At 50.0% G+C, this 14,085-nt stretch carries 15 protein-coding genes; 14 read left to right on the top strand and 1 reads right to left on the bottom strand.

Features of this window, described 5'->3' with window-relative positions:
• Positions 1–102 precede the first annotated feature (102 nt).
• Positions 103–1,488, bottom strand: a complete 1,386-nt coding sequence (locus ADA01nite_RS03560; protein WP_146808530.1) for a UDP-N-acetylmuramoyl-tripeptide--D-alanyl-D-alanine ligase — start codon at positions 1,486–1,488, stop codon at positions 103–105.
• 228 nt (positions 1,489–1,716) lie between these two features.
• Here ADA01nite_RS03560 and rpsU point away from each other — a divergent pair, with 228 nt between their 5' ends.
• The 14 genes from rpsU (at position 1,717) to glyS (ending at position 13,956) form a co-directional block, all read left to right on the top strand.
• Positions 1,717–1,890: a 30S ribosomal protein S21 gene (gene rpsU, locus ADA01nite_RS03555; RefSeq protein WP_040301847.1), complete on the top strand. Its 174-nt coding sequence runs from the start codon at positions 1,717–1,719 to the stop codon at positions 1,888–1,890.
• A gap of 12 nt (positions 1,891–1,902) precedes the next feature.
• Positions 1,903–2,346 (top strand): GatB/YqeY domain-containing protein, encoded by a 444-nt coding sequence (locus ADA01nite_RS03550; RefSeq protein WP_146808529.1) that lies wholly within the window; start codon positions 1,903–1,905, stop codon positions 2,344–2,346.
• Between the two features lie 242 nt (positions 2,347–2,588).
• Positions 2,589–2,870: a sporulation protein YqfC gene (gene yqfC, locus ADA01nite_RS03545; RefSeq protein ID WP_146808528.1), complete on the top strand. Its 282-nt coding sequence runs from the start codon at positions 2,589–2,591 to the stop codon at positions 2,868–2,870.
• Positions 2,871–2,887: 17 nt separating this feature from the next.
• On the top strand, positions 2,888–4,072 hold the full coding sequence (gene yqfD / locus ADA01nite_RS03540; protein ID WP_146808527.1) for a sporulation protein YqfD: 1,185 nt from the start codon (positions 2,888–2,890) through the stop codon (positions 4,070–4,072).
• 6 nt (positions 4,073–4,078) lie between these two features.
• Positions 4,079–5,044 carry a PhoH family protein gene (locus ADA01nite_RS03535; protein WP_146808526.1) on the top strand — a complete coding sequence of 322 codons (966 nt, stop codon included), beginning with the start codon at positions 4,079–4,081 and terminating at the stop codon, positions 5,042–5,044.
• 44 nt (positions 5,045–5,088) lie between these two features.
• A complete protein-coding gene (locus ADA01nite_RS03530; protein WP_146808525.1) occupies positions 5,089–7,212 on the top strand; it encodes an HD family phosphohydrolase in 2,124 nt (707 codons plus the stop codon).
• Positions 7,209–7,691, top strand: coding sequence for an rRNA maturation RNase YbeY (ybeY, locus tag ADA01nite_RS03525; protein ID WP_146808524.1), 483 nt, complete (start codon positions 7,209–7,211; stop codon positions 7,689–7,691). Before ADA01nite_RS03530 ends, ybeY begins: the two co-directional genes overlap by 4 nt.
• A 12-nt stretch (positions 7,692–7,703) precedes the next feature.
• Positions 7,704–8,216 carry a diacylglycerol kinase gene (locus tag ADA01nite_RS03520; protein ID WP_307724476.1) on the top strand — a complete coding sequence of 171 codons (513 nt, stop codon included), beginning with the start codon at positions 7,704–7,706 and terminating at the stop codon, positions 8,214–8,216.
• A 1-nt stretch (position 8,217) separates the two neighbouring features.
• Positions 8,218–8,616, top strand: a complete 399-nt coding sequence (locus ADA01nite_RS03515) for a cytidine deaminase (RefSeq protein ID WP_146808523.1) — start codon at positions 8,218–8,220, stop codon at positions 8,614–8,616.
• Positions 8,609–9,520 carry a GTPase Era gene (gene era, locus ADA01nite_RS03510; RefSeq protein ID WP_146808522.1) on the top strand — a complete coding sequence of 304 codons (912 nt, stop codon included), beginning with the start codon at positions 8,609–8,611 and terminating at the stop codon, positions 9,518–9,520. Before ADA01nite_RS03515 ends, era begins: the two co-directional genes overlap by 8 nt.
• Before the next feature lie 107 nt (positions 9,521–9,627).
• Complete coding sequence (locus tag ADA01nite_RS03505; RefSeq protein ID WP_246147207.1) at positions 9,628–9,780, top strand: YqzL family protein; 153 nt, start codon at positions 9,628–9,630, stop codon at positions 9,778–9,780.
• A 27-nt stretch (positions 9,781–9,807) separates the two neighbouring features.
• Entirely contained in the window at positions 9,808–10,587 is a 780-nt protein-coding gene (gene recO / locus ADA01nite_RS03500) for a DNA repair protein RecO (RefSeq protein WP_146808521.1), read from the top strand.
• Positions 10,588–11,001: 414 nt separating this feature from the next.
• Complete coding sequence (gene glyQ, locus ADA01nite_RS03495; protein WP_146808520.1) at positions 11,002–11,877, top strand: glycine--tRNA ligase subunit alpha; 876 nt, start codon at positions 11,002–11,004, stop codon at positions 11,875–11,877.
• A gap of 3 nt (positions 11,878–11,880) precedes the next feature.
• Positions 11,881–13,956, top strand: coding sequence for a glycine--tRNA ligase subunit beta (glyS, locus tag ADA01nite_RS03490; protein WP_146808519.1), 2,076 nt, complete (start codon positions 11,881–11,883; stop codon positions 13,954–13,956).
• Positions 13,957–14,085 lie beyond the last annotated feature (129 nt).

Genomic DNA, 14,085 nt, shown 5'->3' with positions numbered 1-14,085 from the left:
TCTTCTCTCTTTTCCATACATACCGCAAAAGTCAACTGTCTTTCCCTTCATTTTCATGTCGGGGTTGCGGCTGAGATGCCATGGTGGTTTTCTTCGTACCGCTTAGCATAATGAATCCAAAAGGGTTTCTAACGCCATGCCGCGTGATGCTTTCAAGAGAAGCGCATAGTCCCCGTTTTTGAAGGAGGCAAGGTATGAAGCGGCTTCTTCTTTATCGGTAAAGTACTTTGCACCTGGGCCGTAGCCTTCCGCCAGAAATTTCGCATCCTTGCCGATGGCAACTAGCTCGAACTCCTGCTTCATCGCCTTTAGCTCTTCACCGACTTCTTGGTGGTAGGCTTTGCTTTGTGCACCTAACTCGAACATGTCACCCAATACCAGCACTTTTTTTCGCTCCGGGTAAATGGACAGGAACGTCCGGACCGAAGCAATCATGGAAGAAGGGCTGGCATTATAGGCGTCGTTAATGATAAGCAGGCCGCCCGCTCCGTCTACGCGTTCAAAACGCATGGTAGAAATCGAAAGAGTTGCCAGCTGCTTCACGATCTCTTCCGGTGTGAGACCCAGATGCAGGGCGATGAAAATACCGGGCAGCGCGTTTGAGATATTGTGTTCGCCGAAGAGCGGCATGAAGCACTTAAATTGCTCTCCCTTATTGGTTGTAACGACAAAATGACTGCCGTGCTCATCAAATGAAATGGCGGACGCCGTAATATCGGCTGCCCGTGGTTCTTCCCCTTCCTGGTGCACATGGTAGAAGTATGTTTTCCCTGGATTTAGGTGCGCCAGATTGGCCACGAGTTCGTTATCCTGGTTCAGACAGGCGAAGCCTTTCGGATCGGTATGACCGAGAATTTCGCCTTTTGCCTGGGCGATCATTTCTTTCGAGTCGAAGAACTCCATATGCGCATCGTTTACGTTTGTAATGACGCTGAATGTCGGGCGGACCAGTCCGGCGAGGAAGTCAATCTCACCCGCATGATTCATTCCGAGTTCAAGCACCGCCGCTTCGGTGTCCGGCTCGATCTGCAGGAGCGAGAGCGGGACACCGAGGTGGTTATTGAAATTCTTGTACGTTTTATATACCTTTTTTTGTCCTGACAATAAGTGCGCCAGGATGTCTTTTGTCGTCGTCTTGCCGTTGCTGCCGGTGATGGCTGCGATCGGCAGCGACAGACGGTTACGGTAGATGCGCGCAATTTGCTGGAACGCTTTCTCCGTATCCTTTACAAGGATAAGCGCGAACGTATCCGCAAGCCCCGCTTCGCGTGCTTTTGTCTCGTTGGAAACAAATGCGGCGCAAGCTCCGGCCTTTGCGGCATTTGGCAGAAATTCGTGTCCGTCCCGTGTGCCGCCGGTCAGCGCCACGAATAATGATCGGTCCGTCAGTTTTCGCGAATCAAAATGAACGGATGTAATCTCGGTGGTTTCATCACCCTGGAGCAGGGTGCCTTCCGTAATTTCTACGATTTCTTGTACGGTAAACATACAGGATGTCCTCCCTGTTTTCACTTTTTATAAATTGTATCGTATTCATTATAACGCGATTCGCGCCCAAACAGATGCCTCCAACTTCCTGTTCGCTTGAACCTAAAAAAATGGGCGTACAAGGTTGACCTGCCTATCTCTGTATAATATAATGTCTTTTGACGACTTTTGGAGATGTTTCTCTTCTCGGGTCGTCACTGATGGTTAAGGCGGAGGGAGGGGAAACAAATGGCAGAAGTTCGTGTACGTAAAAACGAGTCGTTAGACCAAGCGCTACGTCGATTCAAACGTGACTGCTCCAAAGATGGCGTTCTTGCTGAAGTAAAGAAGCGCAGACACTATGAGAAGCCAAGCATTAAACGCAAGAAGAAGTCTGAGGCAGCGCGTAAGCGTAAGTTTTAGGAGGAATAGTTAATGAGACTCGTCGATCGTCTTACCAACGATATGAAGCAAGCGATGAAAGATAAAGACAAGCTCAAACTTTCCGTCATCCGTATGGTGAAATCTTCTATCAAGAATGAAGAGATTAACAACGGTAAAGAACTGTCTGACGATGAAGTGCTTACTGTCTTGACTCGTGAGCTAAAGCAAAGACGCGATTCCCTCCAAGAATTCGAAAAAGCCGGTCGTGAAGATCTGGCAGCATCCGCACGAGATGAAATTAATGTACTTATGGGATATATGCCTGAGCAATTAAGCGAAGAAGAGATTCGGACACTGGTGAGTGAGGTTATTCAGCAAACCGGCGCTTCTTCGAAGAAGGATATGGGGAAAGTGATGGGCGCGCTGATGCCTAAGGTCAAAGGCCGCGCTGACGGAGCCCTGGTTAACAAAATTGTTCAGGAATCGTTGTCATAAGGTATACACAAAGCCCCGCCTGCAAAATGCAGGCGGGGCTTTTTACATTCGAGAAATTTGCATAGCAACAGATGTTTGCCGGTTCCCGTTCAGCCGCTAATCCGCGGACATTTGCACTTCTTTGTAGAAAAGAAACAAGCAAGGACGGTCACCCCATTTTCTCCATCATATTCCGGCTATATACGGCATAACGTGAAAATAGAGACGTTTTGAATGGCCGAATGCGGAAAGGGGGCGTACGCATGAGAAAGTGGAAAGAAAAATGGCGGCGATTTGCCACCGGTACACTCGAAATGCCGCAGGATTTAACGATGGAAATGCCCCGCATCACCATGATTGGCCAACTGCAGATATATATCGAAAACCATCGCGGAGTCCTTTGGTTCAGCAATCAGGAACTCCGTTTGCTTTTAACGAAAGGGCAGCTCCTGATTCGAGGCCAGAATCTCATTATTCGAGCGATTTTACCTGAAGAAGTATTGGTAGAAGGAGTTGTGGACCAGGTCATATTTTTGGATGAATAAGGAAGGGGGAGACGACGATGAATCAGGGGGGAAACTGGTTCGGAGGATATCTTGTCTTACGCGTGCGCGGCAAGCGCCTTGAGCGCTTCTTAAATCGAATTGTAGGACAAGGCATTCAGGTATGGGACATTCGGCGAAACGGGGAAGAGGCATATCTGAGCCTTCCTCTTGAGAGCTTCCATAAAATCAGACCGTTCTTGAAAGAAACCGGGTGCCGTACCCGGATTATAAAAAGGGTGGGCTTTCCTTTTTTGCTGCGTAAAATGTGGACGCGCTCTATGTTTGCGGCAGGTATCCTTTTTTTCTTCATCGGCGTTTACTTTCTGTCTAATATCGTGTGGAGTGTAGAAGTAATCGGTAACGAAAAAATACCCACCCACCAGATTAAACAGGCCGCAGAGCAAGCAGGTGTCAAGCCGGGTGTGCTCATATTCCGTCTGCCGCAGGCCGAGCAGATGCAGCGCGAATTAATGAATCGCATGCCCCAGGCATCGTGGATTGGTTTTGAGGTGAAGGGTACGACCGCTGTCATCCGTGTCGCCGAAAAAGTACTGCCCGAAAAGAAGGAGGACTTACGTCCACGTCATATCATCGCGACGAAAAAAGCGGTGATCCATTCGATTTTCGCAGAGCGCGGACGTCCGACGGTGCGCATTAACGATTGGGTTAAGCCCGGAGATGTGTTGATTTCAGGCGCGCTCGGAAATGAAGGACAGATGGTGCTCGTACCGGCCAAAGGAAGGGTGGAAGGGGAGACGTGGTACGAATCGGTCGTCACGATTCCCCTGAAGCAAAAACGTCCGGTGCTAACCGGGGAAAGCTATACCAACCGTTACTTGCTTATCGGTGACTATCCGGTGAAAATCCAGGGATTCACCGCTGAGCCGTATGCTGCGTCCGTTAAAACGGAAGATACGGGCTGGTTTGCCCTGGGAAATGTTTCGCTTCCGCTCGGTATCAAGAAAGAGGTCGTACGTCAAAATGAGTGGATTGAGGTTACGCTGACCGAAAAAGAAGCGATGGAAACCGGAAAGAAATACGCGCGCGAGAACTTGTTAAAACAAGTGAAAAAGGGCGGTTACATCAAGACGGAAAAAGTTTTGCACGAGAAGCAAGAGAATGGTAAAGTTTATATGAAGATGCATTTTGTTGTAGTGGAAGATATCGCAGTTGAACAGCCTATTACTTACGAAGGAGAATGAGTTCTTTTGCATGTAGAAGAGACAAGCAAAACTATACGGCTTGAAAGTGCGGAAGAAGCCAGTCAGCTTTTCGGCCCGCATGATTCCTACTTAAAAGAAATTGAAAATGCCACACCGGCGCATATGTTCGCCCGGAGCGAGGAGATTACCATTACGGGTCTTGCGCAGGAGGTAGAGCGGAATGCCCGCTTGATTCAGGTGCTTGCCGCGCTTTTGCGTCGTGGAATTAAGCTATCTCTGCAGGATGTATTGTACGCGATTCAACTATCTAAAGAAGATGCGCTGGAAGAATTAATGGAGTTATACGATCAGCCCATCGCCACCTCGGTAAAGGGGAAACCCATACGCGTCAAAACGCTTGGACAGCGCCACTATGTTACATCCATCAAGAAAAGAGACATCGTGTTCGGTATCGGTCCGGCCGGTACCGGGAAAACATACCTGGCCGTAGTTATGGCTGTAACTGCACTCAAAGCTAACCGGGTCAAACGGATTGTGTTGACGCGTCCGGCCGTAGAAGCAGGGGAGAACCTCGGGTTTCTGCCGGGCGATCTGCAGGAGAAGGTCGATCCGTATTTGCGTCCGCTGTATGACGCGCTGCAGGATTTGCTGAGCGCCGAAAATATGGCGAAATACATGGAGCGGGGCATCATCGAAGTTGCACCGCTTGCCTATATGCGGGGCCGCACATTGGACGATTCATTTATCATTCTCGATGAAGCGCAGAATACAACGCCTGAACAAATGAAAATGTTTCTAACACGTCTTGGTTTTGGGTCCAAAATGGTCATCACCGGAGATGTGACACAGGTAGACCTGCCGCGTGGCAAAAAGTCTGGTCTGCAGGATGCGGTCCGGAAACTTGAGGGAATCGACGATATTTCCTTTGTCTATCTGACCGGGATGGATGTAGTGCGCCATCCGCTGGTGCAGAAGGTTATCACTGCTTACGAGCAGGAAAGCGAAAGCTGAAGCCCGAAGAGGGCATAAGCATCTCGCAGAAGGGGTTGTACAACATGAAAGCAAGATTACGGGGATTGCATCTCTTCGTCCCAGAATCGTGGAAGACCAGCGCGACAATTCGCCGTTTGCTGTTTCTCTTCCTCGGCCTGATGATTTATTTGCCGCTCATGGGGGATGTACTGCCCAAAACGTTTGATTTGAACGTGAATACCGTAAGCGATGTCACGCTGACGGCGCCGGTTACCGTCGAGGACACGGAAGCGACGGAACAGGCGCGTGCCAAAGCGGTCAGCGAAGTGCAGCCCGTGTATTCGCGCAACGATACGATTACGATGCACCAAGTGAAGCTCGACGCGTTCATCTACAAGAAAGCGGGTGAGCTTGCGGCTAGGCAGGACATGACGCCAGAAGCCCGCATGAAAGAGCTTAAAGAAAATATTCCGTTCTCCTTATCAACGGATACGCTGCAGGCGCTCCTGACTATGCCTCCTCCCGCCCTAAATGCGGCTGCAAAGGAGACGACCAAAGTGGTAACGTCCATCATGCAAAAGGGTGTGGACGAAAAAATAACCACGAATCCTGAGCTCATCCAGCAGCGGGTAAATCAGCAGATTGTCCTGGTCGATCTGGACAGTAAAACGCGCAAGGTGGTCAGGGAAGTAGCGATAGCGAGTATTGTACCGAACCTGACGATCAACGAGGAGGCGACCAATGCGCTGAAGGAAACGGTACGCCGGTCCGTGAAGCCGATTATGATTTACAAAGGCGAAGTGCTGGTGGAGAAAGACCAGTACATCTCGGAAGAGGTATACCGCAAGCTGGATGCTGCGGGCCTCTTAGAGCGTAATGCGAGTAAGCTTCCGTTTTTAGGGCTTGCAGTGTTCGTTGGTTTCTTCGTGGTGCTGCTCGACATGTATATGTCCCAGGCACACCGCAAAATTTATAATAGCAATATTCATATCTTAATGTTGGCACTGATTATTTTTCTAAACATTCTTGTGATGAAGATGATAAGTGCCGGCGAAACGATAGACATTTTCTCGCCCGGATACGGAGTACCGGTGGCTTTAGGTTCGATGCTGATTGCTATTCTGCTTGATACCCAATTGGCCGTTATCTGCAGCGTACTGTTCGCCTTTGCCTCGGGCATTATCTTCAACTATGAGAGCTTACTTCCGGTTGATTTCCGCTATGTTCTGTATGGGTTTATAAGCGGAGTTGCGGGAGCCTACTCGCTCGGCAAAGCGACGAAGCGGTCTCGTATTCTTCAGGCAGGGTTTATCGTCTCGGCGCTGAATGTGATTACAATTTCCGCATTGTATCTGTTGGTGTCTTCGACAGGCAACTGGCAGGAGCTTGTCAACGAGTACGCTTTCGGCGCGGTTAGCGGCGTGCTGGCAGCGGTACTGACCATCGGTTTTCTTCCGCTGTTTGAGGGAATGTTTGGTATCCTGTCACCGATGCGCTTAATTGAGCTGTCCAATCCGAACCAGCCTCTGCTGCGCAAGATGCTGATGGAGACGCCGGGGACATACCACCACAGCATGATGGTGGCCAGTTTGTCGGAGGCGGCATGCGAGGCGGTAGGAGCCGATGGTCTCCTGGCCAGGGTAGGCGCATATTATCATGATGTAGGCAAGATGAAGCGTCCGCATTTCTTTATCGAGAATCAGATTAACCGGGATAATCCGCATGATACGCTGGCTCCGGGACTAAGCAAGCGCATCATTCTTGCGCATGTGGAAGACGGGGTACGGATGCTTGAGGAGCATGGATTGCCAAAGCAGATTATCGACTTTGCCCAGCAGCACCATGGCACGACGCTGCTTAAGTATTTTTATCATAAGGCAACCAAGGCGTCCGATACGCCGATTCCGGAAGTGGAATACCGTTATCCGGGACCGAAAGCGCAGACGCGCGAGACGGCGATTGTAGGCATCTGTGACAGTGCCGAGGCGGCAGTGCGATCACTTGGGAGTCCGACACCGGAACGCATCGAGAACCTTGTGCGCCGGATTATCGCAGATCGCCTTGAAGACGGGCAGTTTAACGAATGTGATTTGACAATGCAGGAGCTCGAAGTCGTGGCGCGCACGATTTGTGAGACGTTGCAGGGATTCTTCCATAACCGGATCGAATATCCGGACGATAAACAGGTGGCGGTGAAACAAGCATGAGTCTAGATGTAGAATTCATTCAGGAGTACAGTCCGGAGCTGTCGGAAGACTTGCTTGATCTTTTGCGCCGTGCGCTCGAAGAGGCGGCACGTGTGGAAGAAGTTGAGGGAGAAGTAACGGTAACATTCGTGGATAACGAGCGGATTCATGAACTTAACCGTGAATATCGGGGCATTGACCGTCCGACAGATGTGCTTTCGTTTGCGATGAACGAAGCGGGCGAAGACGAGATGGAAATCTTCCTTGACGAAGAGATGGATGAGATGCCGAATATGCTTGGCGACGTTATTATTTCCATCCCAAAAGCGGTAGAGCAGGCTGAAGAATACGGCCACTCCTTTGAGCGTGAGATGGGTTTTTTGGCAGTGCACGGCTTTCTTCATCTGATTGGATATGATCATGAAACCGAAGCGCAGGAGAAGGAAATGTTTGGCCGTCAGGAGGAAATTTTGAATCGGGTGCGCCTGACGCGCGAATAGGCGGGGTGCAATGTGAGAAAAAAAAGTGAATGGCGGCGGCTAATGAATAGCTTCGGCTATGCCACCTCTGGAATACGGAATACCGTGAGGACTCAGCGAAACATGCAAATCCATGTCACCATGGCGTTGCTCGTTCTCCTTTTGGGATGGTTTCTGTCCATTCCAAAAGGGGATGTTTTGCTGGTCTTTTTTTCTGTTTTTCTTGTGCTCATTTTGGAGACGGTAAATACTGCAATTGAAAAATCCGTCGATTTGACGGTGGGCGACCGATGCCATCCGCTGGCAAAAGCGGCAAAGGACGCGGCAGCCGGCGCGGTTTTGCTTTCTGCTATCCTTTCCGTTCTTGTGGGGGTTTATGTATTTCTTGAACCGCTCTTGCAGTTTATACAAAACGGGGAAAGAAGGGTAATACATATAGAGGAGCGGGGAGATGCCGTGTTTTTCCTTGTGGCTGCGCTGATGTTTATCTTTGTTGTATGGCTTCTGGTTGAGCGTTTTCGCCCGGAAAAAAAGGAGGACGAGTAACATGGATAATCAGGCTCTGATAAAAGAAGCAATAAAAGCACGTGAGAAAGCGTATACGCCGTATTCTAAGTTTAAAGTAGGCGCGGCTCTGCTCACTAAGGAAGGCAAAGTGTATCACGGATGTAATGTTGAGAATGCCGCATATTCATTGTGCAATTGTGCGGAAAGAACGGCATTGTTTGCAGCATACGCGGAAGGCGATCATGAATATGCGCGCCTTGCTGTAGTGGCCGACACGCCGGGACCGTGCTCTCCGTGCGGTGCCTGCCGCCAGGTCATCTCCGAGCTGTGCCCGCCGCAGATGGAAGTGATAATGAGCAACATGAAAGGGGACACCCAGATTATGACCGTGGCAGAACTCTTGCCCGGAGCGTTTAACCAGGAGGACTTACATGGATAACAAAGGATACAAATCAGGATTCGTAGCCATCGTTGGCCGCCCGAATGTCGGGAAGTCGACGCTGATGAACTATATCGTCGGACAAAAAGTCGCAATCATGTCGGATAAACCTCAGACGACGCGGAATAAAATCCGCGCCGTCTATACTTCGGAGGAAGGGCAGATTATTTTTCTCGATACGCCGGGTGTGCATAAGCCGAAGTCGAAGCTCGGCAATTATATGAACCGGACGGTCGAGAACGCGCTGCGCGAAGTGGATGTTATTCTGTTCCTTGTCGACGCGTCGGAGAAACTCGGCCCGGGCGACGAGTATATCATTGAGAAGTTAAAAGAAGTGAGGACGCCGGTGTATCTTGTCATCAACAAAATCGACAAAGTGCATCCGGACGAGCTTCTTCCGTTCATCGATCAGTACAAAGAGCTGTATCCGTTTGAAGAAATCGTGCCGGTATCTGCGCTGCAGGGAAATAACGTAAATCGCTTAATGGAGCAATTGCTTGCCCGCCTTCCGGAAGGGCCGCAGTATTATCCTGCAGACCAGATTACGGATCATCCGGAGCGATTCGTCGTAGCGGAGCTTATTCGCGAGAAAGTTCTGCATTTAACCCGGGAAGAAGTGCCGCATTCCATCGCTGTTGTCATAGAACAGATGAAACCGCGTGAAGATAATGAGCATCTTATCGATATTTATGCTACAATTTATACAGAACGACCTACGCAGAAGGGAATTCTTGTCGGTAAACAGGGATCGATGATGAAGGAAATCGGTATGCGGGCCAGGGAAGATATTGAGCGTCTGTTAGGTACGAAAGTGTATCTGAACCTGTGGATTAAAGTAAAGAAAGACTGGCGCAACCAGGAAAATTTATTTAAGAATTTCGGCTTTTACGATGATGAAGCATAGCCGCCGGGCTGGTAAAACTTCCAATGGATAAGGCTGATTGCCCCGGACCAAGCTAATTGTAGGGTTTCGTCACTCATGCTTTATCTTTTCCGAAAGGGTGGATACGAATGATGAAGGACTTTTTCTGGCACTATTTTGCCCAGACCGGTAGTATCGATGCCTATTTATTGTATACGGAAGATGAAGATGCGTTATTCCTAGATGATATGATTGAGCCTAAGGACGGCATCGTTGCGGAAGAACATTCGCGCATGAAGTAAAGACAGCCGATAGAGGAGAATATACGGATGATTGGAAAGGCGGAAGGGGTTGTCGTACGCACCACCGATTACGGTGAGGCGAACAAGATTTTGACCGTTTATACGCGTGAAGCGGGGAAGATCAGCATTATGGCCCGCGGCGCAAAAAAATCGAAAAGCCGTTTTACAGCCGTATCGCAATTGTTTACGTACGGCTATTTTCTTTACCGGGCCGGCTCGGGCATGGGTTCGCTCCAGCAAGGGGATTTGATTCATTCATTCCGCGCTGTCCGCGAAGATTTGACGAAGACGGCCTATGCGGTCTATCTGACGGAGCTGCTCGATCGCCTGACGGAAGACAAAGAGCCGAACAATTATTTGTTCGAGATGATGCTGCATGCGCTAAAGTGGATGGAAGAAGGTAAAGACCCGGACATCATCGCCCGTCTTTTCGAGATGAAAATGCTGTATGTAGCCGGATGTCGACCGCAATTTGATGTGTGTATGAGCTGCGGTGTTTCTGATGCGCCCTTCTTTGTCAGCATCCGTGAGGGCGGCTTTATCTGTCAGTCATGCCAGCGCGGCGATCCGTCGCTTATGGCGGTCGGTCCTGGTACAGTCAGAATTCTTCGTTTGCTGCAGCATATCAATATGCCGCAGCTTGGTAATATCAATGTGAAGCAGGAGACGAAGGAGCAGCTGCGCCGTGTTCTGTATGCATTCCTGGAAGATTATACAGGATTGTATTTAAAGTCGCGTCGCTTCCTGGATCAATTGGAACAGATGGGACTCAGTCCGGCGCCAGAGCAGTCTGAGAACAAAAGTTGACAAGTACGGAAGCAATCGTTTATATTTATCTACAAAATCCAATGAATTGAATACTACGCAATGAAGGAGAGAAGTAGCCAGGTACGTGTACCTGAAAGCGAGCCGGGGACGGTGCAAGCCCGGTAGTGCGCGCTGGCGAATGGCGCTCCCGAGCGTATATGTATGCAAGAGTGGAGCGGTTTATGCGTTTGCTGTGCACCCAATCGCAGGACACACCGGGTAAACCGTTCAAATAGGGTGGAACCGCGGGAACCAAGCTCCCGTCCCTATGTAGCATGAATTCTTTTTAGCTGCATAGGGACGGGAGTTTTTTATTTTCCGTTTCGAGAGTTCAATCTCTTTACAGAAAAGAAACCAGTACACCCTGCACCTTCAAATTCCTAACTCAAAATTTTATAGAAGAGAGGTACGATTATGAACTTCCAGGACATTATCTTGTCGTTGCAAAACTTCTGGGCAAAGCAAAACTGTCTTATCGTCCAGCCGTACGACGTCGAAAAAGGCGCCGGTACGATGAACCCGATGACATTCTTGCGCTCCATCGGCCCTGAGCCGTGGAACGTAGCTTACGTGGAGCCTTCCCGCCGCCCGGCGGACGGCCGCTACGGCGAGAACCCGAACCGCCTGTATCAGCATCACCAGTTCCAGGTCATCATGAAGCCGTCACCCGATAACATTCAGGAATTGTATCTTGATAGCCTGCGCGGGCTGGGGATCGACCCGCTGCAGCACGATATTCGCTTTGTCGAGGACAACTGGGAATCCCCGACGCTCGGAGCCTGGGGACTCGGCTGGGAAGTGTGGCTTGACGGCATGGAAATCACTCAGTTTACCTACTTCCAGCAGGTGGGCGGCATCGATTGTAACCCGGTTGCCGTAGAGATTACATACGGTCTTGAGCGTCTCGCCTCTTATATTCAGGACAAAGAGAACGTATTCGATCTTGAATGGGTGAACGGATTTACGTACGGCGATGTATTCAAGCAGGCCGAATATGAGCACTCCAAATATACGTTTGAAGTATCTGATGCCAGAATGCTGTTTGATCTTTTCAGCACATATGAGACCGAAGCGAAACGCTGCATGGAGCAGAAACTCGTGCTTCCCGCATATGACTATGTGCTGAAATGTTCCCATACATTCAACCTGCTCGACGCACGCGGCGCTATCAGCGTTACCGAACGTACCGGCTATATCGCCCGGGTGCGCAACCTGGCCCGCGAAGTAGCGCAAACATACTATCAGGTACGGGAAGAACTCGGGTTCCCGATGTTGAAGAAGGAGGTTTAAGTCATGAGCAGAACGTTATTCTTAGAGATAGGAACGGAAGAAATGCCCGCCCGTTTTATCGTGGGCGCATGTGAACAATTAAAAGAAAAAGTAGAGAAATGGCTCGGTGCCAACCGTATTTCCTACGGGGAAGTAGTAAGCTATGAAACACCCCGCCGCTTTGCAGTTATGGTGAAAGACGTAAACGAACAACAGGAAGACATCAACGAAGAACTGCGCGGTCCGGCTAAAAAAATTGCAGTCGACGAAAACGGTGAATGGACGAAAGCGGCGCTCGGTTTCGCCCGCGGCAAGGGACTGACTCCGGAAGATTTATACCTGCAGGAAGTAGGCGGTGTTGAGTATGTGTTTGCCCGCAAGCACCAGGCGGGACAGCCGACGGCAGACCTGCTTCCGCAGCTTCAAGAGCTTATTACAGGGCTATCATTTCCGAAAAATATGCGTTGGGGTGCATACGACCTGCGCTTTGTCCGTCCGATCCGCTGGCTGGTAGCGCTGTTTGGCACAGATGTTATCCCGATGGAGATCACCGGCATTAAAGCGGGGAAAGAAACGCAGGGCCACCGCTTTTTGGGTCGTCCGGTACAAATCGAAAAGCCGGAAGATTATGTGAGTGCCTTGGCGGAACAATACGTCCTGGTTGATCCGGCAGAAAGAAAACAGCGCATCCTGGCACAAATTAAAGATCTGGAAACGGAAAAAGGGTGGACCGTTCCGATTGATGAAGGGTTACTGGATGAAGTCATTCATCTGGTTGAGTATCCGACTGTATTGTATGGAAGTTTTGAGGAAGAGTACCTGGAGATTCCGCAGGAAGTGCTGGTCACGTCCATGCGCGAACATCAGCGTTACTTCCCGGTGCAAAATGATAATGGCGACTTGCTTCCGCACTTTATCACCGTGCGCAACGGAGATGAGAGGGATCTGGCAACTGTTGCGCGCGGAAACGAAAAAGTACTGCGCGCCCGACTCTCGGATGCACGCTTCTTCTATCAAGAAGATCAAAAATTAAAAATCGAAGATGCGCTGGCACGTCTGGAAAACGTAGTATTTCATGAGGAACTGGGTACGATCGGTGATAAAATTCGCCGCATTCAGGAAGTCGCCACTGCTATTGGCGGAGCGGCAAAACTATCCGCAGCGGAAACGGAAAAGCTGCAAAGAGCAGCCGCGATCAGCAAGTTTGATCTCGTGACGCAGATGGTCTATGAATTCCCGGAACTGCAGGGCATTATGGGTGAGCGTTACGCCCGCCTGGCCGGTGAAGATGAGACGGTGGCGCGTGCAATCTTCGAACACTATCTGCCGCGGTTTGCCGGCGATAGACTGCCTGAGACGAATGAAGGCGCAGTGCTCAGCATTGCCGATAAACTCGATACCGTTGTAGGCTGTTTCGCCATTGGCATTATCCCGACCGGTTCACAGGACCCGTATGCACTGCGCAGACAGGCTGCGGGTATCGTACAGATTTTGCTCGACAAACAGCTGCCAATCTCACTTGATGTGCTATTTGAAACGGCGCTCTCCATTTTGGACGGCAAATCCCTCTTAAAACGGGACAAAGAGGAGATTAAAAAAGATTTGTACGAATTCTTTGCGCTGCGCTTGAAAAATCTGCTTCAGGAGCAGCAGGTACGTTACGATGTTATCGACGCCGTACTCAGTGCCGATGCCACCCGTGTAACCGAAATAGTGGCCCGTGCTCAGGTGCTCATGAGTGCAGTCGCCCATGAGAATTTTAAAGGTATTGTCGAATCGTTCAACCGTGTAAACAACCTGGCGCAGAAGGCAACAAGCAAGGAAGTGGATACGTCCCTGTTCGAAACACAGGCAGAACGCGATTTATGGACAGCGTTCACTGCAGCGAAGCAGGAAGGTCAGGAGCTTCTTGAGAGACAAGACTTCACCAGGGCGCTGGAGCGAATGGCTGATCTTAAACTTTCCATTGACGCGTTCTTCGACAATGTCATGGTTATGGTAGAAAATGAAAAGGTAAAGGCGAACCGCCTTGCGCTCCTCGCTTCTATTGCGGCATTTGTCTTTCAGCTGGCTGATTTCAGCAAGATTGTATTTGCCTAGATAAAGCAAAGCCGCAGGACCTGTCAAATATCCCGGATCGTTAGGAGATGGGATGACGGGTCCTTTTTCTGTGAAAATCGTGAGGAAAGAAGGAGAGGGAAAGAAGAAATGAGATCCAGGGAAGAAAAA

It is taken from the genome of Aneurinibacillus danicus (assembly GCF_007991215.1).
GTDB lineage: Bacteria > Bacillota > Bacilli > Aneurinibacillales > Aneurinibacillaceae > Aneurinibacillus > Aneurinibacillus danicus.
This window is presented reverse-complemented; position numbering and strand designations above follow the sequence as displayed.

Coding starts and splice junctions, on each gene's coding strand:
- ADA01nite_RS03560 (WP_146808530.1), bottom strand. CDS start 1,488: ATGTTTACCGTACAAGAAATCGTAGAAATTACGGAAGGCACCCTGCTC.
- rpsU (WP_040301847.1), top strand. CDS start 1,717: ATGGCAGAAGTTCGTGTACGTAAAAACGAGTCGTTAGACCAAGCGCTA.
- ADA01nite_RS03550 (WP_146808529.1), top strand. CDS start 1,903: ATGAGACTCGTCGATCGTCTTACCAACGATATGAAGCAAGCGATGAAA.
- yqfC (WP_146808528.1), top strand. CDS start 2,589: ATGAGAAAGTGGAAAGAAAAATGGCGGCGATTTGCCACCGGTACACTC.
- yqfD (WP_146808527.1), top strand. CDS start 2,888: ATGAATCAGGGGGGAAACTGGTTCGGAGGATATCTTGTCTTACGCGTG.
- ADA01nite_RS03530 (WP_146808525.1), top strand. CDS start 5,089: ATGAAAGCAAGATTACGGGGATTGCATCTCTTCGTCCCAGAATCGTGG.
- ybeY (WP_146808524.1), top strand. CDS start 7,209: ATGAGTCTAGATGTAGAATTCATTCAGGAGTACAGTCCGGAGCTGTCG.
- ADA01nite_RS03515 (WP_146808523.1), top strand. CDS start 8,218: ATGGATAATCAGGCTCTGATAAAAGAAGCAATAAAAGCACGTGAGAAA.
- era (WP_146808522.1), top strand. CDS start 8,609: ATGGATAACAAAGGATACAAATCAGGATTCGTAGCCATCGTTGGCCGC.
- ADA01nite_RS03505 (WP_246147207.1), top strand. CDS start 9,628: ATGATGAAGGACTTTTTCTGGCACTATTTTGCCCAGACCGGTAGTATC.
- recO (WP_146808521.1), top strand. CDS start 9,808: ATGATTGGAAAGGCGGAAGGGGTTGTCGTACGCACCACCGATTACGGT.
- glyQ (WP_146808520.1), top strand. CDS start 11,002: ATGAACTTCCAGGACATTATCTTGTCGTTGCAAAACTTCTGGGCAAAG.
- glyS (WP_146808519.1), top strand. CDS start 11,881: ATGAGCAGAACGTTATTCTTAGAGATAGGAACGGAAGAAATGCCCGCC.